20 protein-coding genes are annotated in these 26,449 nt (G+C 68.2%); 1 reads left to right on the forward strand and 19 read right to left on the reverse strand.

Annotated features, from left to right (window positions below):
- Window position 1: 1 nt before the first annotated feature.
- A complete protein-coding gene (locus AT700_RS06975; protein WP_003107161.1) occupies window positions 2-1,759 on the forward strand; it encodes a PTS fructose-like transporter subunit IIB in 1,758 nt (585 codons plus the stop codon).
- 153 nt (window positions 1,760-1,912) lie between these two features.
- Here AT700_RS06975 and AT700_RS06980 read toward each other — a convergent pair whose 3' ends face one another.
- From AT700_RS06980 to alg8, 19 genes are all read right to left on the reverse strand, one after another.
- Window positions 1,913-3,307 (reverse strand): UDP-glucose 6-dehydrogenase, encoded by a 1,395-nt coding sequence (locus tag AT700_RS06980; protein ID WP_003117510.1) that lies wholly within the window; start codon window positions 3,305-3,307, stop codon window positions 1,913-1,915.
- Window positions 3,304-3,717 carry a 4-amino-4-deoxy-L-arabinose-phosphoundecaprenol flippase subunit ArnF gene (arnF, locus tag AT700_RS06985; protein ID WP_003124269.1) on the reverse strand — a complete coding sequence of 138 codons (414 nt, stop codon included), beginning with the start codon at window positions 3,715-3,717 and terminating at the stop codon, window positions 3,304-3,306. Before arnF ends, AT700_RS06980 begins: the two co-directional genes overlap by 4 nt.
- Complete coding sequence (locus AT700_RS06990) at window positions 3,714-4,061, reverse strand: EamA family transporter (RefSeq protein ID WP_003112876.1); 348 nt, start codon at window positions 4,059-4,061, stop codon at window positions 3,714-3,716. The genes arnF and AT700_RS06990 overlap by 4 nt, the downstream gene beginning before the upstream one ends.
- Entirely contained in the window at window positions 4,058-5,707 is a 1,650-nt protein-coding gene (gene arnT, locus AT700_RS06995) for a lipid IV(A) 4-amino-4-deoxy-L-arabinosyltransferase (RefSeq protein ID WP_023115127.1), read from the reverse strand. Before arnT ends, AT700_RS06990 begins: the two co-directional genes overlap by 4 nt.
- On the reverse strand, window positions 5,704-6,591 hold the full coding sequence (gene arnD / locus AT700_RS07000) for a 4-deoxy-4-formamido-L-arabinose-phosphoundecaprenol deformylase (protein ID WP_048520844.1): 888 nt from the start codon (window positions 6,589-6,591) through the stop codon (window positions 5,704-5,706). The genes arnT and arnD overlap by 4 nt, the downstream gene beginning before the upstream one ends.
- On the reverse strand, window positions 6,588-8,576 hold the full coding sequence (gene arnA / locus AT700_RS07005) for a bifunctional UDP-4-amino-4-deoxy-L-arabinose formyltransferase/UDP-glucuronic acid oxidase ArnA (RefSeq protein WP_003119539.1): 1,989 nt from the start codon (window positions 8,574-8,576) through the stop codon (window positions 6,588-6,590). The genes arnD and arnA overlap by 4 nt, the downstream gene beginning before the upstream one ends.
- Window positions 8,573-9,592, reverse strand: coding sequence for an undecaprenyl-phosphate 4-deoxy-4-formamido-L-arabinose transferase (gene arnC / locus AT700_RS07010; protein WP_003112880.1), 1,020 nt, complete (start codon window positions 9,590-9,592; stop codon window positions 8,573-8,575). Before arnC ends, arnA begins: the two co-directional genes overlap by 4 nt.
- The gene (gene arnB, locus AT700_RS07015; RefSeq protein WP_003130049.1) at window positions 9,589-10,737 is read right to left on the reverse strand and encodes a UDP-4-amino-4-deoxy-L-arabinose aminotransferase; all 1,149 of its coding nucleotides are present in this window, start codon (window positions 10,735-10,737) and stop codon (window positions 9,589-9,591) included. The genes arnC and arnB overlap by 4 nt, the downstream gene beginning before the upstream one ends.
- A 387-nt stretch (window positions 10,738-11,124) precedes the next feature.
- Window positions 11,125-12,570, reverse strand: a complete 1,446-nt coding sequence (locus AT700_RS07020; protein WP_003092113.1) for a mannose-1-phosphate guanylyltransferase/mannose-6-phosphate isomerase — start codon at window positions 12,568-12,570, stop codon at window positions 11,125-11,127.
- Between the two features lie 196 nt (window positions 12,571-12,766).
- Entirely contained in the window at window positions 12,767-13,417 is a 651-nt protein-coding gene (algF, locus tag AT700_RS07025; protein ID WP_003092112.1) for an alginate O-acetyltransferase AlgF, read from the reverse strand.
- A gap of 72 nt (window positions 13,418-13,489) precedes the next feature.
- Window positions 13,490-14,665 carry an alginate O-acetyltransferase gene (algJ, locus tag AT700_RS07030; RefSeq protein WP_003092111.1) on the reverse strand — a complete coding sequence of 392 codons (1,176 nt, stop codon included), beginning with the start codon at window positions 14,663-14,665 and terminating at the stop codon, window positions 13,490-13,492.
- A gap of 14 nt (window positions 14,666-14,679) precedes the next feature.
- A complete protein-coding gene (locus AT700_RS07035) occupies window positions 14,680-16,242 on the reverse strand; it encodes an MBOAT family O-acyltransferase (RefSeq protein ID WP_003110467.1) in 1,563 nt (520 codons plus the stop codon).
- A gap of 229 nt (window positions 16,243-16,471) precedes the next feature.
- Window positions 16,472-17,575, reverse strand: a complete 1,104-nt coding sequence (gene algL, locus AT700_RS07040) for an alginate biosynthesis protein AlgL (protein ID WP_003092108.1) — start codon at window positions 17,573-17,575, stop codon at window positions 16,472-16,474.
- 3 nt (window positions 17,576-17,578) lie between these two features.
- Window positions 17,579-19,003 carry an alginate biosynthesis protein AlgX gene (algX, locus tag AT700_RS07045; RefSeq protein ID WP_003162733.1) on the reverse strand — a complete coding sequence of 475 codons (1,425 nt, stop codon included), beginning with the start codon at window positions 19,001-19,003 and terminating at the stop codon, window positions 17,579-17,581.
- A gap of 12 nt (window positions 19,004-19,015) precedes the next feature.
- Window positions 19,016-20,647 carry a mannuronan 5-epimerase AlgG gene (gene algG / locus AT700_RS07050; RefSeq protein WP_003158303.1) on the reverse strand — a complete coding sequence of 544 codons (1,632 nt, stop codon included), beginning with the start codon at window positions 20,645-20,647 and terminating at the stop codon, window positions 19,016-19,018.
- Between the two features lie 20 nt (window positions 20,648-20,667).
- On the reverse strand, window positions 20,668-22,140 hold the full coding sequence (gene algE / locus AT700_RS07055; RefSeq protein WP_003110464.1) for an outer membrane porin AlgE: 1,473 nt from the start codon (window positions 22,138-22,140) through the stop codon (window positions 20,668-20,670).
- On the reverse strand, window positions 22,137-23,564 hold the full coding sequence (algK, locus tag AT700_RS07060; RefSeq protein ID WP_003112887.1) for an alginate biosynthesis TPR repeat lipoprotein AlgK: 1,428 nt from the start codon (window positions 23,562-23,564) through the stop codon (window positions 22,137-22,139). Before algK ends, algE begins: the two co-directional genes overlap by 4 nt.
- A 13-nt stretch (window positions 23,565-23,577) precedes the next feature.
- Window positions 23,578-24,747, reverse strand: a complete 1,170-nt coding sequence (alg44, locus tag AT700_RS07065; RefSeq protein ID WP_003092101.1) for an alginate biosynthesis protein Alg44 — start codon at window positions 24,745-24,747, stop codon at window positions 23,578-23,580.
- Between the two features lie 82 nt (window positions 24,748-24,829).
- Window positions 24,830-26,314, reverse strand: coding sequence for a mannuronan synthase (gene alg8, locus AT700_RS07070; RefSeq protein WP_003119545.1), 1,485 nt, complete (start codon window positions 26,312-26,314; stop codon window positions 24,830-24,832).
- Window positions 26,315-26,449: the final 135 nt, after the last annotated feature.

Below are 26,449 nucleotides of genomic sequence, written 5' to 3' on the forward strand. Positions count from 1 at the left end.
GATGAAACTAGCGATTGTCACCGCCTGCCCTGGCGGACAGGTCACCAGCGTGCTCGCCGCGCGCCTGCTGCGGGGCGCCGCCGAGCGCCTGGGCTGGGAAACCTGCGTCGAGGCGAATGCCGGGTCGAGGCCCGAGGGCGAACTGAGCGCCGAACAGATCGCCGAAGCCGACTGGGTCCTGCTGGTCGGCGTCGAGCCGCTGGCGGCGGCGCGTTTCGTCGGCAAGCCGGTGTATCGCGCGCGTCCCGCCGAGGCGCTGGCCGATCCGCGCGCCTTCCTCCAGCGGGCCGCCGCCCTGGCGAGCGTGGAGGTCGCCGGGGACGAGGCCGGCCTGGTTGCGCCGGAGGCCGGAGCGGCACCGCGGATCGTCGCGGTGACCGCCTGTCCGACCGGCGTGGCGCACACCTTCATGGCCGCCGAGGCGTTGCAGCTCGCGGCGGGGCAACTGGGCTTCGCGTTGCAGGTCGAGACCCAGGGCTCGGTCGGCGCGCGCAACCCGCTCGACCCGGCGGACATCGCCGCCGCCGACGTGGTCCTGCTGGCCGCCGACATCGACGTGGACACGGCCCGTTTCGCCGGCAAGAAGATCTACCGTTGCGGCACCGGCGTGGCCCTCAAGCAGGCCCGCGCGACGCTCGAGCGGGCGCTGGCGGAAGGGCAGGTCGAGAGCGCGGGCGCAGCCAGCGCGGTGGTCGCCAGGGACGAGAAGCGCGGGGTGTACAAGCACCTGCTGACCGGGGTGTCGTTCATGTTGCCGATGGTGGTCGCGGGCGGCCTGCTGATCGCCCTGTCGCTGGCCTTCGGCATCGATGCCTACAAGCAGCCGGGCAGCCTGGCGGCGGTGCTGAGGACGGTCGGCGACACGGCTTTCGTCCTGATGGTGCCGATGCTCGCCGGCTACATCGCCTATTCCATCGCCGACCGCCCGGGCCTGGCGCCGGGCATGCTCGGCGGCCTGCTCGCCGGGACCCTCGGCGCCGGGTTCATCGGCGGGATAGTCGCCGGCTTCATCGCCGGCTATGCGGCGCGGGCCATCAGCCACGGGCTGAGGCTGCCGGCGAGCCTGGAAGCGCTGAAGCCGATCCTGGTCATCCCGTTGCTGGCCAGCCTGGTCACCGGCCTGCTGATGCTCTACGTGGTCGGCAAGCCGGTGGCCGGGATGCTCGCGGCACTGACCGGGTTCCTCGACGGCATGGGTACCTCCAATGCCATCCTCCTCGGCCTGCTGCTCGGCGGGATGATGTGCGTCGACCTCGGCGGACCGGTCAACAAGGCCGCCTACGCCTTTTCCGTCGGCCTGCTCTCGTCGCACAGCTACGCGCCGATGGCGGCGGTGATGGCGGCGGGCATGGTGCCGCCGATCGGCATGGGCCTGGCGACCCTGCTGGCGCGGCGCAAGTTCGCCGAGAGCGAGCGGCAGGCCGGCAAGGCAGCCTCGGTGCTGGGGCTGTGCTTCATCTCCGAAGGCGCCATCCCGTTCGCCGCCAAGGACCCGTTGCGGGTGATCCCGGCGAGCATCGCCGGCGGCGCGCTGACCGGCGCCCTGTCGATGTATTTCGGCTGCAAGTTGCAGGCGCCTCACGGCGGGTTGTTCGTGATGCTGGTGCCCAACGCGATCAACCACGCCCTGGCGTACCTGCTGGCGATCGTCGCCGGCAGCCTGCTTACCGGGCTGCTCTACGCCGTGCTCAAGCGCGGCGCCGAGCCGGGACTGGCGTTGGGGACCTCGTCCTCGCGGGAGCCGGCGGCTGGCGGATAGCCGCGAGGCGGTCATGCGCCCTACGCCACCTGAGCGACGTGGCAGAGGGTAGGGCGAATAACGCCGCAGGCGTTATCCGCCGAGACTCCGGAGAACCGGCGGATAACCGCAAGCGGTTATTCGCCCCAGCGGTCGATCCGACCTGGGGCGGCTTCAGGCCTGGCGCAACAGGCGCACGCCATCTTCCTGTGCGAGGCTGGCCTCGTTGATCGGCAACGAGCAGGACTGCCCGCGTCCCATCGGGTAGTAGTGGAAGCCGTGGCGGGCCATGCGCTCGGGGTCGTAGAGGTTGCGCCCGTCGAAGATCACCGGGGCCTTCAGGCGCTCCTTGAGCAGCTCGAAATCCGGTGCCTTGAATTGCTGCCACTCGGTGCAGATGACCAGCGCATCGGCGCCTCCCAGGGTCGCCTCGGGGGTGCCCATCAGGCTCAGGCGTTCGTCGTGGCCATAGAGCCGCTGGGTTTCCTGCATGGCTTCGGGATCGTAGGCGCGCACCTGCGCGCCGTGGCGCCAGAGCGCTTCCATCAGTTCGCGGCTGGGCGCGTCGCGCATGTCGTCGGTGTTCGGCTTGAAGGCCAGGCCCCAAAGGGCGAAGGTCTTGCCGCGCAGGTCGCCGTCGTAGAACACCCGGATGCGTTCGAACAGCTTGTGCTTCTGCCGCCGGTTGATCGCTTCCACTGCCTGCAACAGGTCGCTGGAGCAATGCGCCTGCTCGGCGCTGTGGATCAGCGCGCGCATGTCCTTGGGGAAGCAGGAGCCGCCGTAGCCGCAGCCGGGGTAGATGAAGTGGTAGCCGATCCGCGGGTCGGCGCCGATGCCCTGGCGCACCGCCTCGATGTCGGCACCGAGGTGTTCGGCCAGTTCGGCGATCTGGTTGATGAAGCTGATCTTGGTCGCCAGCATGCCGTTCGCCGCGTACTTGGTCAGTTCGGCGCTGCGCAGGCCCATGAACAGCATGCGGTCGTGGTTGCGGTTGAACGGCTCGTAGAGTTCGCGCATCACCTGGCGCACCTCTTCGTTGTCGCAGCCGACCACGATGCGGTCCGGGCGCCGGCAGTCGGCGACGGCGGAGCCTTCCTTGAGGAATTCCGGGTTGGAGACGATCTCGAATTCCAGCTCGCGTCCGTCGGCTTCCAGGCGCCGCTCGATGTGCGCGCGCAGGCGGTCGCCGGTGCCTACCGGGACGGTCGATTTCTCCACCACGATGACGGGCTTGCGGCGGTGCTCGGCGATGGCATCGGCCACCGCGAAGACCGCGCCGAGATCGGCCGCGCCGTCCTCGCCAGGCGGGGTGCCGACCGCAATGAACTGCACCCGGCCGTGTTCCACGGCCAGGCGCGCATCGCTGCTGAAACGCAGGCGGCCGCTGTCCAGGCCTTCGCGCAGCAAGGCGTCGAGCCCGGGTTCGTAGATGCTGGCGAGGCCCTGCGCGAGGCGTTCGACCTTGTTCCGGTCGATGTCCATGCACAGTACATCGTGGCCCACTTCGGCGAGGACGGCGGCCTGCACCAGTCCTACATAGCCACTGCCGAATACGCTGATCTTCATGGTGCTTTCCTCGACGGATGATGCGCGGGCGCGGCAGCGGTGCGGCGGGCGTTGACGGTCAACACGCCGAGCACCACCAGGCCTACGCCCAGGGTCTTGCTGGTACTGAAGGTTTCATCGAACGCCGGCAGGCTCGCCGCCAGCAGGTAGACCAGCGCGTAGCTGGCGCTCAACAGGCTGTAGGCGCGGCCCAGCGGCAGGTGGCGCAGGGCGGCCAGCCAGCACAGCAGGGAGGCGGCGTAGGCTGCCACCGCCAGGGCTACCGCGAGCAGCGCGGCGCGCTCCGGCGTTTGCCCGGCCCAGGCTTCCGGTAGCGGCAGGCGGCTCATGCCCCAGCGCATGCCGAGCTGGGCGGCGCTGGCCAGCAGCATGCTGCCCAGCGCCGCCAGCCAGCCGCGTAGCGCGTTCATGCGCTCCTCCCGAGCAGGGCCACGCCGGCGACGATCAGCAACAGGCCGGCGAGGTGGCGGCGATCCACCGGCTCATCGAAGACGAAGCGTGCCGCCAGGGTGACCAGGACGAAGTTCAGCGCCAGCATCGGATAGGCGCTGCCGACTTCCACCCGTTGCAGGAGCAGCAGCCAGCAGAGCAGGCCGAGCCCGAGGGCGAGCAGCGCCAGCCACGGCCACGGACTGCGCAGGCGCGCCGTCCAGCCGTCGGCGGCGACCAGGCGCCAGTGCTCCACGGTGAGCTTCTGCGCAACCTGGCCGAGGCCGGTCATGAGCAGGGTGGCGAGCAGCAGTGCGGCGCTCATGGGCGCACCTGCGGCAGGATCGCCAGGACCAGGTTGCCGTTCCGGTAGCGTTCGCCGTCGCCCGGCAACAGCGCCAGCTGGTAGCGGTCGCTGGCGCTGTTGATCCGCAGCAGCACGGCAACCGAGCCGTCCTGGCGTGCCTGCCAGAGCCACTGGCGGATGTCTGCCAAGGGCACGCTGCGCTGGCTGTGCTCGGGGTAGGAGAGGCCGTACTTCAGCTCGCCGCGCGTGTCGTAGAGCGTCACGTCGCTACGACGCAGGCGCCAGGCGAGGGCCGAGGCGGCGCCGAGGTCGTTGCTCAGCAGATGGTGGGCGCCGGTCAGTTCGTCGAGGTGTTCGGCGACGAACAGGTCGGGGGTCTTGTTCTGCACCACATGATTGGGCATCGCTGCCGGCAGCAGCGCGATCAGCACCCAGCTCGCCAGCAGCGGCGCGGCCCAGGCGCGTAGCGGGTAGCGCCACTGGGCGAGGCCGGCGGCGGCCCAGGCGCCGATCACCAGCAGGACCAGGAACAGCTCGAAGGGTTCTTCCTGGTACACCGGCTTGCGCAGTTGCAGGTAGGCCAGGGCCGCCAGCGCGAGGAGCGCCAGGCCCAGGTTGAGCAGCCCGTTGCCGCGCAGCGCGACGCTGTTCCCCAGGCGCAGCCGCTGCACCAGGGCGTGGCCCATGAGCAGTGCCAGCGGCAGCAGGCAGGGCATGATGTAGGTCGGCAGCTTGCCCCGGCTCAGGCTGAAGAACGCCAGCGGCAACAGCAGCCATAGCGCCAGGAAGACCACCGGCGCTTGGCGCCGCTCGTGCCAGGCCTGGCGCAGCGCGCTCGGCAGCAGGCCGCTCCAGGGCAGGCAGGAGACCGCCAGCAACGGCAGGTAGAACCACCACGGGCGAGAGTGCTGGGCGTCTTCGCCGGCGAAGCGGCGGATGTGTTCGTGCCAGAAGAAGAACCGCCAGTAGTCCGCTTCCCGCGCATGCACGGCGAGCGCCCAGGGCAGGCAGACGAGCAGCGCCGCCAGCACCGCCAGCGCGCCGTAGCCAAGCAGCTCGCGCCAGCGCCGCTGCCAGAGCATGTAGGGCAGGGCGACCAGCACCGGCAGCAGCCAGGCGAGGAAGCCCTTGGTCAGGAAGCCCATGCCGCAGGCGAGGCCGAGCAGGGTCCAGCCAAGCAGGCGCGCGCGGCGGCTCCCCGCGTCGAGGGCATGCCACAGCGCCACCAGGCTCAGGTTGACCCAGAAGGTGAATTGCGGGTCGAGGTTGGCATAGCCGGACTGCCCGGCGATCAAGCCGAAGCTGGCGTAGAGCAGCGCGCACGCTAGGCTGGTGCGTGGGTCGCGCCACAGGCGGCGGGCCAGCAGGTAGGCGAGCAGGACGCTGAGGGCGGTGGCGACGACCGAGGCGATGCGCACGCCGAACAGGTTTTCGCCGAAGACCGCCTGGCCGAGGGCGATCATCCAGTAGCCGGCGACCGGCTTCTCGAAGTAGCGCAGGCCGAGGAAGTGCGGCGACACCCAGTCGCCGCCCAGCAGCATCGCCTGGCTGATCTGCGCGTAGCGGGTCTCGTCGGGAATCCACAGGCCATGGTTGCTCAATGGAACCAGGTAGAACAGGCCGAAGGCGATCAGCAGCAGCGAACAGGTCTGGCGGCGGCTCATGGCTGGCGCACTCCCAGCCAGCCCTCGCGGCCGGCCAGGCGGCCGCGCACCAGTTCGGCCATCGGCAGGCTGCGCGGATCGTCCGGCAGCAGTTCGCCCAACGGTCGGAAGCGGATGCCGCGCCGTTCGGCGCGCCGCAGCAGTTCGCGGAACGCCGGGGCGAGGAGCAGCCCCTCGACCTCGGCGTGGATGGTGTAGACGTTGTCGCGGCCAGCGGCGAAGCGTTCCAGGATGAAGTCGTTGTAGGCCTCGCGCGGCAGGCCGGGACCGACCACCTCGTCGAAGGTCGGCAGGTTCACCGGCACCTGCGGGATGCCGGGGCTGCCGTCGGCCAGGCGCGGGCGGAACGCGCCGCGTCCGCGGCAGTCGCTGTTGTAGCGGAAGCCGAAGGGCTGCTTGGCCTCGACCACCCGGCCGTCGGCGCGCCAGCCGGCGGCGGCGGAACAACGCACCGGCTGGCCGAGGATGTCCGCCAGGCAATCGCTGCCGCGGCGGATCTGCTCGCCGAGCTGCTGCACGCTCCAGACGCCGGCGTGGGTCTGCCAGGCATGGTGGTCCCAGGCGTGCAGGCCGACCTCGTGGCCGGCGGCCTGGGTCCGCCGCATCAGCGGGCCGAGTTCGCGGCCGATCGGCTTGCCCGGCCAGGCGGTGCCGGCCAGCAGGATGTCCCAGCCATACAGGCTGGCGGCGCGCGAGCGGAGCATCTTCCAGAAGAACGCCGGGCGCGCCAGGCGCCAGAGGTGGCGGCCCATGTTGTCCGGGCCGACGCTGAAGAAGAAGGTCGCCTTCAGCCCGGCTTCGTCGAGCAGCTCGAGCAGCCGCGGCACCCCGTCGCGGGTGCCGCGGAAGGTGTCGACGTCGATGCGCAGGCCGGCCTGGATCACGCCTGTGCCTCGCGCTCGCGGAGCGCTTCGTGGAGGAAGAAGTCGAGGGTCTTGCCGATGGTCTCGCGCAGTTCGATGGTGGGCTGCCAGTCGAGCAGGCGCCGGGCGTTGTCGATGCTCGGCTTGCGGTGGGCCACGTCCTGGTAGCCGTCGCCGTAGAAGCTGCGGCTCTCCACCTCGCGGAAGCCGGCGAAGGGCGGGAACTGCGCGCGCAGCGGGTGGGCCTCGAACTGGCGCAGCAGTTCCTCGCCGAGCTGGCGGATGCTCGCCTCGTTGTCCGGGTTGCCGATGTTGACGATCTGCCCGTCGCAGCGGCCGTCGCGGTTGTCGATGATCCGCGCGAGGGCCTCGATGCCGTCGTCGACGTCGGTGAAGCAGCGCTTCTGCGCGCCGCCGTCGACCAGGCGGATCGGCGTGCCTTCGACCAGGTGCAGGATGAGCTGGGTGATCGCCCGCGAGCTGCCGATCCGCGCCGAATCCAGGCGGTCCAGGCGCGGGCCCATCCAGTTGAACGGACGGAACAGGGTGAAGCGCAGGCCCTGCTGGCCGTAGGCCCAGATCACCCGGTCGAGCAACTGCTTGGACACCGAGTAGATCCAGCGCTGCTTGTTGATCGGCCCGACCACCAGGTTCGAGCGGTCTTCGTCGAAGTCCGGGTCCTGGCACATGCCGTAGACCTCGGAGGTGGAAGGGAACACCACGCGTTTGCCGTATTTCACGCAGTAGCGGACGATCCGCAGGTTTTCCTCGAAGTCCAGTTCGAACACCCGCAGCGGGTTGCGCGTGTACTCGATGGGCGTGGCGATGGCCACCAGCGGCAGGATCACGTCGCATTTCTTCACATGGTATTCGAGCCACTCCGAATGGATGCCGATGTCGCCTTCGACGAAGTGGAAATGCGGGTCGGCCTTGAGCCGTTCGATGGCGTCGGAGCCGATGTCCATGCCGTGGACCTCGTAGCGACCGTCGCGCAGCAGGCGTTCGGACAGGTGGTTGCCGATGAAGCCGTTGACCCCGAGGATCAGCACCCGCGTGCGGCGCTGCGGGCCGGACGCCGCGCCACGCAGGCGCGCGCCCTCGACCAGGCCCAGCTCGGTGGCCAGTTGCGTGCCGGCCAGGTACAGGCCGCGCTCGCCGCGCTGGCCGAAGCGCAGCACCAGCGAGTCCTCGCCGCAGGCGATCCGCAGCGGGTCGCAGGACAGTACGCTGCCCGGCTCGCGACCGTGGTTGCCGGCGACCACCTCGGCGCTCCAGACGATCAGCTTCTGTTCGCCGACCTGGCAGAAGGCGCCAGGGTAGGGCTGGGTCACCGCGCGCACCAGGTCGTACAACTGCCGTGCCGGCCTGTGCCAGTCGAGCAGGCCGTCCGCCGGGGTGCGCCGGCCGAAGTGGCTGGCCTGGCTCTCGTCCTGCTCGACTTCCGGCAGCACGCCGAGGGCGAGCAGCGGCAGGCTGTCGCGCAGCAGGGCGCCGGCGGCCTTGCGCAGCTTGCCGTGCAGGCTCAGGGCGGTGTCCTCGGGGTCGATGGCGACGGCCTGCTGGGCGAGGATCGGCCCGGCGTCGGCGCGCTCGATCATGCGATGCAGGGTCACCCCGGTCTGCGTTTCGCCGTTGACCAGCACCCAGTTCGCCGGGGCGCGTCCGCGGTAGCGCGGCAGCAGCGAACCGTGCAGGTTGTAGGCGCCGCGTGCGGCGCAGGCGAGCAGCTCGGCGCCGAGCAGGCGGCGGTAATAGAAGGAGAACAGGAAGTCCGGGCGCAGTTGGCGGATGCGCTCCAGCCACAGCGGATGGTTCACGTCCTCGGGCGCGTGCAGCGGAATGCCGCGCTCGGCGCAGAGGCGTGCGACCGAGGCGTAGAAGGTGTTTTCCCGTGGGTCGTCGGCATGGGTGAAGACGGCGGCGATCTCGTAGCCGGCATTGAGCAGGGCTTCGATACCGGTGCAACCGATGTCGTGGTAGGCGAAGACGACGGCTTTCGAGGTCATGGCGTGGAAGGCTCGCTGGATGAAGAGGTGAAACCGGCCCGCTGCAGGGCCGAGGGAAGCGCGGAGGGCGTGGCGCGGACCACGCGCTCGATGAAGAAGCGCGGCCGCGCGCGCACGTCGCTGTACATGCGCCCGAGGTACTCGCCGAGCAGGCCCATGCCGAGCAACTGCACGCCGCTGAACATGAACAGCACGGCGAACAGCACGAACAGGCCGTTGCCGGCCCAGGCGGCGCCGAAGGCCAGGCGCAGCACGAGGAGGAACAGGGCGAAGAGGAAGCCGGCCAGGGCCATGCCGCCGCCGACCAGGCTGAGCAGGCGCAGCGGCGTGGTGGTCATGCAGGTGACCAGGTCGAACATCAGGTTGAGCAGGCGCATCGCGCTGTATTTCGATTCGCCGTGGGCGCGCTCGGCGTGGGCGACGCGGATCTCGCAGGTATGCCGGGCGAAGCCGTTGGCCAGGATCGGGATGAAGGTACTGCGTTCGCGGCAGGCCAGCATCGCTTCGACGATGCTGCGCCGGTAGGCGCGCAGCATGCAGCCGTAGTCGTGCATGGCGACCCCGGTGGAGCGCTGCACCGCCAGGTTCACCAGGCGCGAAGGCCAGCGCCGCCAGGCCGAGTCCTGGCGCTCGGCGCGGATGCTGCCGACCACGTCGTAGCCCTGCGCGGCGCGCTCCACCAGGCGCGGGATTTCCTCCGGCGGGTTCTGCAGGTCGGCATCGAGGGTGATCACCAGGTCGCCACGGGACTGCTCGAAGCCGGCGAGGATCGCCGCGTGCTGGCCGTAGTTGCGGTTGAGGATCACCGCCACCACGGCGCTGCCGTCGCGTTCGGCGGCGGCCTGCAAGAGTTCCGCGGAGCGGTCGCGGCTGCCGTCGTCGACCAGCACGATCTCGAAGGCGCGGCCCAGCTCCAGGCAGGCGGCCTCGGTGCGGCGCAGCAGTTCGGGCAGGCTGGCTTCCTCGTTGTAGACCGGGATCACCACCGAGACCAGGTCGATCGGATAGGGCTTCATCGACGTTTCTCCAGGATGTCCTCGATGGCGCGGGCGACGCGCTCGATGTCGTCGTCGCGCATGTCGGGGAACAGCGGGATGGAGCACAGGCGGGCCGAGTTCCACTCGCTGTTGGGCAGGCTCAGGCGCGGCTGGCGCTGGCGGTAGTAGTGGTGCAGGTGACTGGCGATGAAATGGATGCCGCTACCGATGCCGCGCGCCTTCAGGGCTTCCATGAAGGCGTCGCGGCCCAGGCCGCAGGCCTCGGCGTCGATGCGCAGGATGAACAGGTGCCAGGCGTGGCGCTGCTTGTGCGCGGGCAGGCCGAGCGGCGCCAGCGGCAGGCCGGCGAGGCGCTCCAGGTAGCGTTCGGCGAGGGCCTGGCGGCGCGCGTTGAGCGCGTCCAGGCGCTTGAGCTGGACCAGCGCGAGGGCGGCGTTGAGGTCGGCCAGGTTGTATTTGAAACCGGGCTCGATCACTTCCGCCTGCGGCTTGCGTCCATGGCTCAGGCGGTCGTAGGCATCGACCCCGAGGCCGTGGAACTTGAGGCGGCGGACCCGTTCGGCGAGGGCGCTGTCGTCGCTGACGAACATCGCGCCTTCGGCGCAGGTCAGGTTCTTGATCGCGTGGAAGGAAAAGATCGCCGTGCCGCGGGAGCCTACCGGGCGCCCGCGGTATTCGCTGCCGACCGCGTGGGCGGCGTCCTCGACCAGGGCGATGCCGTGGCGCCCGGCGACCGTGCGCAGGCCTTCGAGATCCAGGGTGGAGCCGGCGTAGTGCACCGGCACGATGGCGCGGGTGCGCGGGCCGATGGCGGCTTCCACTGCCTGCGCCGAACACATCAGGGTGTCGCGGTCGACGTCGACGAACACCGGGGTGGCGCCGAGCAGGGTGATGACGTTGGCGGTGGAGACCCAGGTCAGCGACGGCGTGATCACTTCGTCGCCGGGGCCGATGCCCAGCGCCAGCAGGGTGACGTGCAGGGCGCCGGTGGCCGAGGATAGCGCCACCGCGTGGCGGCAGCCGAGGCGTTCGGCGAAGCGCTGTTCGAGCTCCTGGTTCTTCGGCCCGGTGGTGATCCAGCCGGAACGCAGGACCTGCTCCACGGCGGCGATTTCGTCCTCGCCGATGCTTGGCCGGGAGAATGGCAGAAAGTCCAGTGACATGTAATGAAGCCTCGGTACTGGGAGGGCGGTACGAAGAGGTTATTTATATGTCGCTGAATGCTGCCTGAACGTTTGTTAAGACTCGCTTAACAACGGCTGAATGAAGACTGAACGAACTCGAAGAAACTGGAGGATAAAGCCGGAAGCCTAGTTTTCAGGGGCTTGCAGGGTTGGTTGGAAAGGATCTCGGGTGTTTTCTGAGTGGCTTTTATTAATAACCCGAGTCCTGTTTCTTTAAGGGTTCATTAATACTCGATGTCCGCTCCCCGTGAATATTCCGGAAACTTCATGGAAACATGGGGAGGGCCAGGGAAAGTCAATCCCGTAGGTTGTCGGAAAAAAACAGCCCCCTGGCGGATCGCTCCGCCAGGGGGCCGGGTCGACGCTTCAGCGGCTGCCGGCGACCACTTGCAGGGCCGGTTCGGCGGTGCGCCCGTAGACGTCTTCCAGGCGCTCGATGTCGTCCTCGCCGAGGTAGCTGCCGGACTGCACCTCGATGATCTCCAGCGGGATCTTGCCGGGGTTGGCCAGGCGGTGCACGGAGGCGATCGGGATGTAGGTCGACTGGTTCTCGGTGAGCAGGAAGGTCTTGTCGTCGCAGGTCACCTGGGCGGTCCCGGAAACCACGATCCAGTGCTCGGCGCGGTGGTGGTGCATCTGCAGCGAGAGGCGCGCGCCGGGCTTCACGGTGATGTGCTTGACCTGGAAGCGGCCGCCCATGTCCACCGAGTCGTAGGAGCCCCACGGACGGTAGACCTCGCAGTGGTTCTGGGTCTCGCTGCGGCCCTGGGCGTCGAGGTCCTTGACCACGTGCTTGACGTCCTGCACCCGGTCCTTGTGGGCGATCATCATGGCGTCCTTGGTTTCCACCACCACGATGTCCTCCAGGCCGATCACCGAGACCAGCTTGCCGTTGCCGTGCACCAGGCAGTTGTGGCTGTCGTGGACCAGCACGTCGCCCTTGGTGACGTTGCCGTTGGCGTCCTTGGCGTGCACGTCCCAGATCGACGACCAGCTGCCGACATCGTTCCAGCCGGCGGACAGCGGCACCACGCAGGCGCGTGAGGTCTTCTCCATCACCGCGTAGTCGATGGAGTTGTCCGGGCAGCATTCGAAGGTGGCGGCGTCGATGTTCACCAGGTCGCCGTCGTGCTGGCTGCGCTCCAGGGCCAGCAGGCAGGTGTCGTAGATGTCGGCGTCGTGCTTCTTCAGTTCTTCCAGGTAGCGGCTGGCGCGGAACAGGAACATGCCGCTGTTCCAGTAGTAGCCGCCGGCGGCGACGAACTCGCGGGCGCGGGCTTCGTCGGGCTTCTCGACGAAGCTCTGCACCCGGCTGACGCCTTCCGGCAGTTGCGCATCGGCGCTCGCGCGGATGTAGCCGTAGCCGGTCTCGGGGCGGCTGGCGGGAATGCCGAAGAGCACCATCTCGCCCTTTTCGGCGGCGTTGGTGGCCAGCGCCAGGGCCTGCTGGAAGGCGCGCTGGTCCTCGATCACGTGGTCGGCGGGAAGGATCAGCAGCAGTTCGTCGCGGCCTTCGGCGACCAGTTTCATCGCGGCGATGGCCACCGCCGGCGCCGTGTTGCGGCCGAAGGGTTCGAGGAGGATCGCCTGGCTCGCCAGGTTCTGTGCCTCCAGCTGTTCCTGGACGATGAAGCGGTGCTCCTTGTTGCACACCAGCAGCGGTGCCTGCATGCCGTCGAAGGCCAGGCGCTTGATGGTCTGCTGGAACAGGGTGTCGTCGCCGGTGAGGGCGAGGAACTGCTTGGGGTACTGCTTGCGGGAAAGAGGCCAGAGTCGCGAGCCGCTGCCACCGGAAAGGATTACTGGGATCATGTTGTTTCTCCTTGAAGCGATGCGTCTGTCTAGGGATCCCGCCGCGCGGCGGGATATCTCGTTACCGGGCTCCACGGAGCCCCGGGTGACCTCTCCAGTGCGCTCCTTCTGCGGGAGCGCTGACGGTTGGTGCGCCGGTGTCGGGCCGGTCTTGTTGTGTGGAATGCCGGGAGGGGCGAGCCTCTCCCGGTCGGTCTCAGTCCGCCTTCACCGGGCGCTTGACCCAGACCGGCGCGAGCTTGCCGCCGCTGCCGGTGACGTACAGGCAGACCACCTCGCCGCGGGCCAGGGTGACTGGCTTCAGGTCGCTGACCTTCTTGCTGCCGTCGAACAGCGCCAGGTTCACCTTCACCGGGTTGATCTCGCGGTCGCCGTGGCTTTGCGGGCCGACGTCCTTGACCACGTCGGTCTTGCCGTCGGCGGTCTTCAGGGTCAGCTTCGAGCCGCTGAGGTTCTGCACCCGTACCAGCGCCTTCTGCTTGTTCTTGAACGGCGGCTCGGCCACCAGCTGCGGCTTGCCGCCGGGCTGGCTGACCAGGGTGTAGTAGCTGTCCGGGTCGAGCTTGACCGGCAGGCTCTGCTGGCCGACCTGGGCGGTGTAGCTGCCGGGGGGGAGGAACTTGAAGTCGCTGGAACCGAGCGGCGCGACGTCGTTCAGGCTGGTGCTGCCGACCGACACGTCGAGTTCGCTGTTGCCGGCGTTGTAGGCGCGGACGAAGGCCGAGCCCTTGGGTGCCTGGGGCCCGTACAGGGCGCCCTCGTCGGCCTGCGCGGCGAATGCGGCGACGCCGAGGGAAAGTGCGCAGGCCAGGCGGGTCCAGGTGTGGCGGCGGGTCATCGGGTTCATGGGTATTCCTCCGTTGCTTCTTCTTCAGCGGGGCGCTCGGCCCCGTGGGTAAACAGCCTTGGCTGTGTTCGTTCAATCGTTGCGGCTGGCGGCCAGGCGCTCATCGCGGCCGCCGCTGGCCTTCAGCTGGGCGACCCAGTCGGCGTCGAACTGGCTGAGGTCGCTGGCCATCGGCAGGTAGCGCTCGGGAAACTCCCAGACCAGCAGTTGCGGCGGGTCCTTGCGGAAGCCTTCGTCCTGCAGCAGTTCCAGCATCGGTTCGAGGGGGCCCTTGCCTTCCTTCGCGTAATTGATCAGGTCGGCGGACAGCGCCTGTTTCAGCGCGCCCTCGAAGTTCCACCTGGGGTTGGCGCTGTAGCTGGTGCCGACCAGCGCCAGGCGCGGTTGCTGGCTATCGCCGAAGAGGTCGTCGCCCGCGCCGGACTGCTGGCCGCCCGGCAGTGCCGGCGCGGCTTCGGTGGTGCGTTGCTGCAACTGCTCCGGACGCGGCAGCAGTTCGTCGAACAGTGGGTCGAGCGGCAGGAAGCTGAGCAGGTCGCCCTTGTGCGTGCGTTCTTCGCCGACGCGGGTGACGAAGTTCTGCGCCGGCACATCCAGCAGGTGTGTCTCGCGGATCTCCGCGCCGAGGCGCTGGGCCACGGTTTCCGCGCCGAGCGGCGACCAGTGGGTGTCGGTGCGCAGGAACACCGCGCCGTTGTCCTTGGCCTGGCGCAGGCTGCCGAGCAGGTCGGGACTGTCGATGCCGGCGGCGCGGGCGCGGGCCAGGAAGTCCTGGTAGAGGCTGTCGTGCAGCGCGGCCGGCTGCTCGCGGCCGATGTGCTCGGGATACAGGCGGGCCTTGGCCGGGATCACCGCGAGCACCAGCTTGACGCCGCGCCGATTCAGCTCCCGCTGCACGCCGCGTACCAGTGCCCAGTTGTCTTCCAGTTGCTGGCCGCTCGGTGCCGGCTTGAACTCTTCGTCGGTGAACAGCCAGCCGTCCTTGCCGATCACCACGCCGGGGCGGCCTTCGTGGAACAGCGTGTAGTCGAGTGCGGCCCAGAGGTTGGTGCCCAGGCGCTTGATCGGGAATTCCTTGTCGTAGTGGGCTTCGAAGGCGTGCGCCAGCTTGCCGTTGAGCAGTGGCGTATCGGCCGCGGCAGAGAAGCCCGGCACGCTCTTCAGCGACCATCCGGCGAGCCCCAGCAGCAGCCCGCCGAAGGCGGCGATATAGGCGTATTGCAGGGGGCGGGAAATGCTCTGTGTCATGGCGTGGGCCTCGCTCAGAACTGGAAGTAGAGGAATGGCGAGTAGCTCTGCGCGGAGAGCTTCAGCACCGAGGCGGCGAACAGCAGGAGCAGCGCCAGGCGGGTGGCCAGGACGGGCAACTGGCTGAGCCAGCTCGGCTGGTAGACCAGCGCGCCGCTCGGCGAGTAGGCGATCGCCGCCGGGTCGCCGGCGGCCTCGCGCGGGGCGCGCGGCTGGGCACTGGCCGGGCCGTCGGCGGCCACTTCGTCGCTGTTCGCCGCGGCCTTGGGCGCCTTGGTCTGCAATGGCTGGTTGTAGAACTGGCGCAGGCCGAAGAACGCCAGCACCAGGTAGGCCAGGACCAGGGTGCCGACCTGCAGGCCGGTGAGGCTGGCGCGGTTCAGTTCGGAGAGCTGCCAGGTGCCGAAGCTGAACATGGCTTCGTACATGCGCCAGGCGACCTGCAGGTTCTCGGCGCGGAAGATCACCCAGCCGATCACCACCAGGAGGAAGGTGAACGCCCACTTCAAAGGGTTGAGCACGCGCGGCGCGGCGTTCACTCCGAGGGCCCGCTCGATCGCCAGCCACATGCCGTGCCAGGCGCCCCAGATGATGTAGGTGAAGTTGGCGCCGTGCCACAGGCCGCCGAGGAGCATGGTCAGGAACAGGTTGCGGTAGGTCTGGAAGGTGCTGCCGCGGTTGCCGCCCAGGCTGATGTAGAGGTAGTCGCGCAGCCAGGTCGACAGGCTGATGTGCCAGCGCCGCCAGAACTCGGTGATCGACTGGCTGATGTAGGGCTGGTTGAAGTTCTCCATGAAGCGGAAGCCCATCATCAGGCCGAGGCCGATGGCCATGTCGCTGTAGCCGGAGAAGTCGAAGTAGAGCTGCGCGGTGTAGGCCAGGGCGCCGAGCCAGGCGTCGCCGGTGGTCGGGTTCTGCAGGGCGAAGCAGTGGTCGGCGAGGGCGGCCAGGGTGTCGGCGATGAACACCTTCTTGACGAAGCCCTGCATGAAGCGGGTGCAGCCTTCGGCGAACTTGTCGACGGTGTGGGTGCGGTGGTTGAACTGGTCGACCAGGTCCTTGAAGCGCAGCACCGGGCCGGCGATCAGGTGCGGGAAGATCGCGACGAAGGCGGCGAAGTCGATCAGGTTGTGGGTCGCCGGGGTATCGCCGCGGTAGACGTCGATGATGTAGCTGATCGACTCGAAGGTGTAGAAGGAGATGCCGATCGGCAGCAGGATGTGGGTCAGCACGAACGGCTGCATGCCGAACGAGGTGATGATCTCGTTGAGGCTGTCGACGCCGAAGTTGGCGTACTTGAAGTACCCGAGCACGCAGAGGTCGACCACCACGCCGAGGATCAGCCAGCGTTGCGCGGCCCTGGTGCGTACGCCGGCGGCGCCGATGCGCAGGCCGATCCAGTAGTTGAAGACGGTGACCCCGGCGAACAGCAGGAGGAAGTCCACCCGCCACCAGGCGTAGAACACGTAGCTGGCGATCAGCAGCAGCAGGTTCCGGTAACGTTCGCCGCTCAGGTAGTACAGGCCGAGAAAGACCGGCAGGAACAGGAACAGGAACACGTTTGAAGAAAAGACCATGCCGTCTCTCTCTCTAGAGCGTCAACCATTCAGGTCGGCCCTGCCTTTCCGCGCCCTGGAGCGCTCGAGGAAAGGCGGGACGACCCGCCGTTTTCCTCCCCGCGGTGTTGCCTAAGGTGTTGCGCCCGCCCGCGTCTGTCGCGCATGGGTCGGGGTGTGGCGCCTGGTCGGCGAGCGGGGTAGAGGGGCGCGTGGCCCCCGGCCTGTGCGCCCGCTTCCCGCCACGCCCTCAACTTCCCCCTTCGCGGCTGAACACCCGCGTCACTTCGCCGCCGAGGCGGAAACTGTTGAACGGCTCGCGGTCCTTCTTCGCCTCGAGCATCTTCGGCTCGCAGCGGTAGAGGGCGCAGTAGGGCTCCAGCCAGGCGTACTTGTTGTCGACCTTGAGGTCGGTCATGTCCTGGTCCTCGCCGGTCTTCTCCTCGAAGGTTTCCTCGTCGTCGACTCCCTTCATCACCCGCTCGGCCAGGCGCTGCAGGGCGCCGTGGTTCTCCTGGCGCAGGTCGACGCCGTTGACCTGGGCGAACGCGGCGATCATCGCCAGCGGTGGCAGCGCATAGTTGTGGTAGGCGAGGGCGCGCTGGCGGCGCTTGAGTTCGTTGGGCAGGAAGCCCTGCTCGTCGACCTGGTTGGCGGCGACCTTGAACTCGCTCACCGCCCAGTCGAAGAGGTCTCGGCGGTTGGTCACCACCGCGGTGGACATCACCGACCAGGCCGCCCAGTAGGAATGGTTGTTGATCTTCTTCAGCGGCAGGCCGCTCCAGTCGCGGACTACCTGGGTGCCGAGCCGGGCGAACCAGTCCTCGATTTCCCGGCTCTGCTCGGCGTGGGCCGCGAGCGGCCGCGAGCTGGAGAACTTCAGGCGCATGTAGGCGCCGGAGAGGCTGCCCAGCGCCCATTTGCGCATGGACTTGCCGGTGTGGTTGAAGTCGTCGCTCTGCAGGGCGCCGGCGCGGGCCCAGGCGCTCATCCAGTTCAGTGCGCAGGCCAGGTCGCCGTCGCGGCCGCTGCGCATGTACTGGGTGACCAGCTTGGTAGCGCCGCGCTCCATGTCGGTGATGTCCTTGATCTGCGAGCGGAAGGTCTTCTCCGCCTTGACGTTGAGGGTCGCCCGCGCCGAATCGGAGCCTTCGTACTTGCTGGTGAAGACCAGGCTGCCGGTATACGGCGGCGGCACCGCGGGGCAGCTGCCGGCGCTGCCCTTGCGCTCGCCGACCGCCGCGTAGTAGCCGGGCGGGGGTACCAGGTCGGCGGCCTGGCTGACCTGGCTGGCGAGCAATGCCGCGGCGAGGGCACCGGGCAGGGCGATACGGATCAGGTGGGACGTTTTCATCGTTTACCTCCCGGCCACCGACTGGCTGGCCTTGGCGGGCGCCGCCTGGCAGATGCTGGCCTGGACCTCCAGGCCCTGGGGCATGTCCTCCGGCGCTTCGATTTCCAGGGAAAGGAACTGCTGGTCGGCCCAGTCGCTGTCGTTGCGCAGCTGGAAGACGTAGCGGCCGCCGGTATCGACGGCTTTCGACTGCTCGATCTTCAACTGCTCGCGGCGGCCGTTCATGTACCAGATGGTGTTCTTCAACTCGTGTACCGAAGGGTCGCTGTAGGTCACGTCGGCGACGTAGCTGCCGCTACGGATCGGTAGCGCGGCGCTGTTCAGCAGCACCTCGTTGCGGCCCTGGCGCAGCTTGACCTTGCGGCTGAGTACGGTCTTCCGGCCGGAGCAGCCGTTGTCCACCAGCGGCATGGCCTGGCGGTAGAAGCTCTTCTGCGCCATGTCGTAGTGGGTGGCGAATTCCCAGATGAGGATCTTCGGCGGGTTCTTGTGGAATTCCTCGCTGGTCATGTACGCCAGCAGCGAACTGTCGAAGCCGCCGCCGGACACCGCGTTGTTGAGGATGTCGGCGCCGCTGAACTCCTCCAGGAAGCCGGCGAAGTTGTAGGCCGGGCCGCTGTTGGAGGTGCCGACCAGGGCGATCTGCGGGTTGCCGCCGTCGCCGAACAGGTCGCCGCTGTCGCTGGCGCCCACCGGCTCGGTCTCGAAGCGGTCGACGTACTGGGTGGCGTAGCTGTTGCCGCAGAGTTGCGCGGCGGCCTTGTGGAAGGTGCCGAGCTTGGACAGCAGGCCGACGCGCTTGCTTTCGAACTGCTTCTTGGGGATATCCTCGAAGCCGGGCACCTGCTTCAGCGTCTCGGCCACGATCTTCGCGCTGCGCCGGGCGCCATGGGGAGTCCAGTGGTGGTCGCCCTTGAAGTAGTAGGCGTGCTCCTCCTTCTCGTCGAACAGCGGCGAGAAGTCCGGGGTCCAGATGCCGGCCTGGCGGAAGCGGGCGATGGTCGCCAGGTAGTTCTTCTTCGCCAGCTCGTAGTCGAAGCCGGCCTTTTCCGCCGGGCTGAGCTTCTCGCGGTTCACCAGGCCGCGGGTCGGCTGGTAGACCACCACCAGCTCGATGCCCTTGCGCTTGAGTTCGTCGCGCAGTGCGCGGAGTTCGCGCCAGCCTTCGGCGCTGGTGCCGAAGTCGGTACGCAGGTCGTAGGTGGTGCGGAACAGCCAGTCGTCCTGGGCCTGCACCAGGTGGGTGAAGAAGCCCAGGTACTTGGTGTTGTAGCGCGAGTCGTCGGCGGCGGCCGGGCACAGGTTGCCGGCCGGCAGCGCCTGGTAGCTCGGCGCCGCGCCGGGGTCGGCGGCCAGGGCTGCCTGGGCCAGGCAGAGGCCGGCGGCCAGGGCGCTCAGGCGGAACAGTCGGGAAGTGCGGGTTTTCATGCGTCTGGGTCCTCAGTCCTGGAGTTCGGCCTGGCTTTCCACGGGGTCGATCAGCACCGCCTTGTCCTGGCGCACCAGCAGGTCGAGGATCTGGTCCTGCTTCTCGCCGAGAACGCCGGGCAGGCTGATGCCGGAGGATTTGGTCGGGGCGAGCATCGCCACCCGGTACAGTTCGAGGCTCAGCGGCGAATCCACCGAGAGCGGGCCGGAGCCGTTGCCGGCGAGCTTGCCGCCGACCACGATCAGCGAGACCTTGGTGTCGAATGGGTCGAGGGCGATGTTGCGGTCGGTGTTGGTGAGGTCCTTGATGTGGCCGTACACGCCGATCAGCTGGTTGCCCGCCGCGAGGTTCTCGTAGAGGCGGATGTTCACGCTGTTGCGCACGCGGATGCCGTGGCGGCGGTTGGCCAGGACCTGGTTGCCCCAGAGCAGGTTGTCGCCGCTCTCGTAGAGGGTGATGCCGTCGGAATGGTTGCGATAGACCTCGTTGTAGGCCACCAGGTTGCCCTCGCTGTTACGGTCGAGGACGATCCCGGAAAGCTTGTTCTCGTAGCTGCGGTTGTTGAAGATGAAGCTGTCGTTGACTTCCCGCGAGACGATGATGCCGTGCTTCTTCCTGGTCCCGTGGACGGTGTTGTCGGCGATGATCAGGCGGTGCGAACGGTCGTGCGGGTCGATGCCGTAGACGATGTTGTCGCGGTAGGTGTTGCCCTTCACCACCAGGTCGTCGGCCTCGTAGCAATAGAAGCCGTACCAGCTGTCGACGATGGTCGAGTCGATCACCCAGCCCTTGGGGCGCGGGCGCTTCATCTGCTTGTCCATGCCCGGGCTGTACTGCGAGATGGAGATGCCGTAGGCCTTGGAGGCGTTGTAGCCGAAGCTGGTGAAGGTGCTGTTGCTCAGGTACACCTCGGCGCCGCCCCAGGAGATCAGGAACGGGCGGAACTCGTTGGGCGTCTTGAACCAGGCCGGCTCCTTCTTCGATTCGCTCCAGCCGGTGACCTTGCTGTCGCGGACGAACAGCATGCCGTCGTTGACCAGGAACGCGCCGCGCTCCTGGGACAGGCGCAGTTCCTTGACCTGCTTGTCGATGTCGAGGGTCGCGCCCTGGCTGACCACGATCGGCAGGCGGGCGACGAACACCCCCGGCTCGACCTGTTCCAGCGCGCTGGCGGGAAGCTTGCCGGCGAGCTGGGCGAGGTTCACGTAGCCGCCTTCGATGAAGATCGCCTGGGGCATCTGGCGCTGGCGCTTGACCCATTCGGCGAGGCGGTTGCTGCCACCGGTGAACTCCTTCAGCGGCTGCTGCTGGACCATGCGCTGCACGCTGGCGCGGCCACCCGGCTTGCGCACGATCTTGGCTTCCACCGCGGCGGCGGTGTAGCCGGAGAGGTCGGGCAGTTTCGGCGGGTCCAGGTGCAACGGTTCGGCCGGCGCGGTGGTCACCGTGTAGTTGCCGGTTTCCTTCAGGCCCTGGGTCAGGCCCGGCTCGTTGCCGGCCTGCGCCGGGACCGGCTGCGGTTTCTCCACCGGCTGCGCCGCCCACGCCTGGCCGTGCAGCAGCACCGCGCCGAGCACTGCCGCGGCCAGCGGGCGCAGGCACGGGAGCCGGCGGCGGGGGATCGAAAGGGAAATGTCGGGCATGTCCGGTTTCCTCGCGGGGCTCAGAAGCGCCAGATGAAGTCGACGAAGGCGCGGTGCATGGTCGAGTCGGTGCCCGGCCCGTAGGCGTCGCCCGGCTTGAACAGGCCGCCGCGGAAGCGGATCAGCGCCGAGGGCTCGTCGACGTACTGGCTCATCGAGGCCGGCAGCAGGCCTTGCTTGAAGTACTTGGTCACCACCAGGTCGAGTTCCTGGCCGATGTCCTTCTCGCCCGGTTGCAGGGCGGCGTTGATGCCGCTGGTACCGATGTCGGAGTCGTCGTCGACGCGCCAGAACTTGTGGTAGACCAGGCTCGCGTCGTAGTCCTCGCGCAGTTGCCAGGAGCCGAACAGGGTGGCTGCCTGGAGGTTGCTCAGTTCGCCGCGGAAGGCTTCGCCGAAGCGGTGCACGCGCGAGCGGGTGCCGGTGAAGTTGGAGCGATTGCTCTCCAGCCCGGTCTGCTGGAACTGCTCCTCGCCGTCCTTGCCACCGCCGCTGCCGCGGGCGTAGCCGACGCCGGCCTTCCATTGCTCGTCGATGTTCCAGCGCAGGCCGAGGTCGACGCCGAAGGCATTGACGTCGCCGCTCTGCTTGCCGGTGGCGATGCGCCGGTCGTCGACCGTGGTGGTGGTCAGGTTGTCGCGGTCGCCGGTCAGCCAGGTGGCGCTGGCCCAGTAGTTCAGCGGCATGCTCGAACGATAGTTGTAGGCATCGCCGGTAGCCTCGATGCCGAGCCAGGTGAGCTGGCCGGTATAGGTCTTGTCGAGGTTGTCGACTTCCTCGCCGGGGCGGCGCAGGTGGCCGCTGTCGTCGGCGTGGTGGATGCGCACGCCTATGCGGTGGTGCGGCGCCCACTGGGTGGAAATGTCGCCGAACACATGGGTGCGGTCCTTGTCCTCCGGAGCCAGTTCGTCGAGGTCGGTGCGGTATTCGCTGAAACGCTGTGCGACTCCGGCGTGGGCGTTGAGCAGGGTGGTCTCGAAGCTCCAGTTCAGCGCCTCGATGTTGGTGTCCTGCCACTGGCCGCTGTCTTCCCGCAGGCGCTGGCGGCCGAAGCGCAGGTGCTCGCCGGGGTAGGCGGTGAGGCCGGCGTAGTCGACCCAGAATTCGCGTGCGGCGAGGTAGCTCTTGTCCGGCTCGCGACCGTCGTTGCGGCTGTTGTTGCCGTCGTCGGTGTCCGATTGCAGGGTGTCGGTCTCGATGGTGTCGGTGGCGGCCACCGCCTGGCCCATGAAGTAGGCGCTCCAGTCGCCCCACTGGCCGAAGGCCCAGGGCCGCAGGTCGATACCGATGTCGTTGAGGGTGCCGCCGGGAGCGGTGCCGAGGTCGCGATCGTTTTCCGATTCGCCGGTGATCTTCACGTCCAGGCCGAAGTTCTTCGGTGCCTCGCCGCTGCCGGCGGCGAACGCCGGCGCGCCGAGCAGCAGGGCGATGGCCAGGGACAGGGCGCGCGGCGCGAAGGACGGCCGCGGGTTGACGGAACGGGAGCTGTTCATAGGCTTTCTGGCTCTTCTTCGTTGATCGGCGAGTCCTGGCTCTGCAGCAGGCTGACGGTGGCCTGCCAGTTGTTGCCGCGGCTCTGTTGTTCGCGCTTGAGCAATTGCTGCGCCTGGCTGCGTTCGGCCGGCGGCAGTTGCGCTTCGATCTGCCCGAGCAGGTCGCTGGCCTGCGGTACCTGCTGCTGCACGGCGAGCTGGCCGAAGACGTAGGCGTTGACCCGGTTCGGCTGGATGCCGCGGCCCTGCGACCAGAGCTGGGCCAGGGCCATGTCGGCGCTGGCCTGGCCGGCGCGGGCGGCGAGGATCAGGTGGTCGACGGCCTTCTGCGGATAGACCTTGCCGAGGAAGCCGCGGCGGTAGATCTGCCCCAGGTAGTAGTTGGCCTGGGGTTCGCTGGCGGCGGCCTTGAGCAGGTGCCGCTCGGCCTTGCGCGGGTCCTGCGGCGCCCACTTGCCGTCGTAGTAGAGGCGCCCGAGGAGCAGTTCGGCGCGTGGCTGGGCGGCGTCCTGGGCGTTCTTCAGGTAGCCGAGCATCTTTTCCAGGTCGCCCTGGTCGGGATAGTCGTAGAGCAGCTTGGCCAGGCTGACCCAGGCCGCGGGGTAGCTCGGCGCGATCTCTTCCAGCAGCGCCTGGGCGGTCTGCGGGTCGGGCTGGCCGAGTTCGCCGTCGGCGAGCACCCCGGCCACCGAGTCGACCCGCTCGCCGGGCACCCGGCCGGCCTTGTAGGCGGCGCGCAGCTGTTCGAGCAGGACCTTCTGCTTTTCCGCGTTGCCCTGCATCTGGTAGACCGTGGCCAGTTCGTACCAGCACACGTCCATGCGCCGCAGCCAGCGCTGGCAGACCTGCTCGATCTCGCCCAGGTGCTGGGCGTAGGTGCCCTGGGTGCGGTAGAGGATGATCTGCGCCAGGTCGGCCTGCGGCAGTCCGCGCGCGCGCCACTGGTCGATGCGCTGCTGCGGGTCGATTTCCGGCCAGGACTGCGGGTACTGCAGGTAGAGCACGATGAGCGGCACCAGGGCACTGTCCTCGCCCTGTTCGAAGGCCTGGCTGAGCAGGCGCTCGGCCTCGCGGTGCTCGGCGTCGCTGGCGCCGGGCTTGGCCGCCAGCCACTTGCCAAGGCGCGCGCGGGCCCGCGGCGAGGTCTGCGCGGCCTCGCGGTAGAGCTTTTCGGCCTTGGCCTGCTGGGCGCTGTCGCCGCTGGCGACCTGCATGTCGGCGAGGCCGACCTGGGCGTCGGCGTAACCCATCGCGGCCAGGGCCTGGTAGTTGCTCTGGGCGGTGGCGAGGTCGCCGCGCTCCAGGGCCTCCTGGGCCAGGCGCTGGTCGGGCAGTCCGGCGCAGCCGGCGGCCAGGGCGATGGCCGAGGCCAGCAGCAGGTGCCGGGACGCCAGGGGCAGGGGAGGGAGGATGGGCATCTTCATGGTCGGGTACCGGTCAGCGAGCGGTGGCCAGGGTCACGGCCTTGTTCAGCAGGGTGCGGCCGGGCAGGCCGCCGATGCTGACCTCGGCCGGGCGGCCGGCGTACTGGGCGTCGAGCGGCTGGTCGGGCTGGATCTGCACGCGGATTTCCGAGGACAGGTCGCCGTCCACCGGCGCGGTGTTGACGATGCGGCCGCTGCGGTTGACGCCGTCGCCGGCGACCTGGAAGTTCACCCGGGTGCCCGGCGCCAGCTCGGCGGCGTTGCGGTAGGGGAAGCGTGCCTCGATGCTGGCCACGCTGTCGCGCGGCGCGAGGGTGAAGATCACCTGGCCCTTGTTGGCGTATTGCCCGTCGGCTACCAGTTGCTGGACCACGCGGCAGTCGCAGGGGCTGGTCAGGGTCCCTTTCATCTGGTGGCCGAAGAGCTTCTCGATGTTGCCCGGGTTGAGCTGCTCCTCGGTCAGGTTGCCCTTGAGCATGTCCAGCAGGTTGGCCGAGAAGGTAGCGATCGGCGCGCCTTTGGCGACTTCCGCGTTGGGCCCGAGAAGGCTCTGCACGGTGCCCTCGCGGGGCATGGTGATCTGCTGGTTGGGGACGCTGACCACGCCGGAATCGGCATGGGTGACGAAGTACAGGTTGTACATCTGGTTGAGGATGAAGGCGAAGGCGCCGACTCCGACGACGAAGATCGCGGTGCTCAGGGTCACCGCCCGGACCCGGCCGAAGAAGCCCATCCCGCCGTTGCCGCCGCCCTGCTTGCGGGCCTTGGTGAAGTTCTCGCGCTGGAGGGTATTGAGCATGTCGCCGACGCCGATCACCTCGCCGGCCAGGTAGGAGGTGATCAGGTAGCGCAGGGCCGCCACCTCGCGCGGCTTGAGGTTCTGGAACTCGCAGCCGACGCGGCGGCTGGCGGGGTCCACCGAGCGCACCTGGAACTCCACTTCGAGGGAAAAGCTGATGCTGTCGACCTGGAACAGCAGCTTGCCCTTGTACAGGTCGCCGGGCTGGATCGGCGCGCCGCTCGCGGTGAAGGCGAAGCCGCCGGCGGAGAGATCCAGCAGGCGTGCGTCGACGCCTTCGCGGTTGGCGCCGATGTAGCGGATGCGCGCCGGCAGCTTGACCCGGGCGAACTGGCGCTGGGCTTCGGATTCGTGCACGACGTTGACGTTGACGGCTGTATTCATGGTGTCGGGTCCTGTTCGGTCCAATCTGGGTCGATTTGCGCGCGGGCCGCGGCCCTGGCGTTGTCCGTAGTCGATTCGGTGGTCATACGATGGTCAGCAGCACGGCGACGAAGATGCTGGCGGCAGAGAAGGTCATGGCCCGCGACGACCAGGCGTTGAACCAGCGCTGGAAGCTGGCCAGGCCGCGCTCCAGCTTGGTCGGCTGGCGGGTCCAGGACTGCCGGTCGAGGCGGAAGAACACGTAGATCTTCACCAGCGCGCCGACGATCTGGTTGTAATAGAGGATCAGCGGATAGGCCGGGCCGATGCGGTGCCCGGAGAGCGAGAGGAGCAGGGTCAGCACCAGGCGGGTGAGGCCGATCCAGAGCAGGTACACCAGCAGGAAGGCGATGCTGTACTTGAGGCTGGCGAGGATCGCCACCACCAGGCCGAGCAGGCTGGTCCACATCGAGACGCGCTGGTCGAACAGCACCAGCATGGTGAACCAGCCCAGGCGCCGCGCGCCGAGCTTGAGCGCGCGCGAGTTCTGCCGCAGGTTGTTGCCGTACCAGCGGTACATCAGCTTGCGACTGGCCTTGATGAAGCTCTTCTCCGGCGGGTGCTCGACCGTGTTGATCGCCGCGTCGGGCACGTAGAAGGTGTCGTAGCCCAGGCGCATCAGGCTGAACCAGCTGGACTTGTCGTCGCCGGTGAGGAACTTGAAGCGACCCAGGCGCCAGTGCTCCAGGTGGTCGTTCTCGACGTCGGTGATGAACTCGGGGTTGGTCACCACCCGGGCGCGGAACACCGACATCCGTCCGGTCATGGTCAGCACGCGCTTGGACAGGGCCATCGAGCACATGTTGATGTGGCGCTGGGCGAAGCGCAGCTTGTGCCACTCGCTCATCACGTAGCCGCCCTGCACTTCGCAGAATTCATTGGTGGTGAGACCGCCGACGTTGGGGAAGAGCTTGAACCAGGGCACGGTCTTCTTCACCACGCCGTGGTCGAGCACGGTGTCGCCGTCGATCACCGCGACCACCGCGTCGTCGTCCGGCAGGTGCCGGGAAATCGCGCGGAAGCCATAGGCCAGGCCGTCGCGCTTGCCGGTGCCGGGAATCCGCACGAAGTCGAGGCTGACCCGGTCCGGCGGGTTCATCTTCTCCCACAGAGAACGGACCAGGACCTCGTCGGACATCTCGACGATGGAGCAGACCACGGTGGTCGGGTAGCCGCTGTCGATGGCTTCGCGGATCACCGAGCGATAGACCATGGCAGTGGTCAGGGCGTCGATGCGGAAACTGGTGACCATCAGGAACACGTGCGACGGGTCGGCCGCGCTGCCCAACTGGCGCACGCGCCGGCGGTAGTACGGGTAGACCACGTGGAGGAACAGCATGCCGCGCAGGAAGTGCACGCCGCCCATGGAGTAGCGCCAGATGCCGACGGCGCCGATAAGCAGGATGAAATCCTTGGAGTCGGCGTCGAACACGGTCTTCGGCACTGCCAGCGCGAGCACCATCAGCAGGCTGAGGAACACCAGCCAGCCGGTGGCTTCGGCGAGGCCACGTTTGTAAGTTTCCATCATCAGTTCCATCGGGCTGGGGACCTTGGCCTCGACGCCGGCGTGCGCTTGTTGTTGTTATGGCGCACGCCGCGGAGACGGCCTTCGGTCCGAGGGCGATAAAGAGGTTCTTTACCGGCTCACGGGGCCAGGGGGGCG

The organism is Pseudomonas aeruginosa (assembly GCF_001457615.1).
GTDB lineage: Bacteria > Pseudomonadota > Gammaproteobacteria > Pseudomonadales > Pseudomonadaceae > Pseudomonas > Pseudomonas aeruginosa.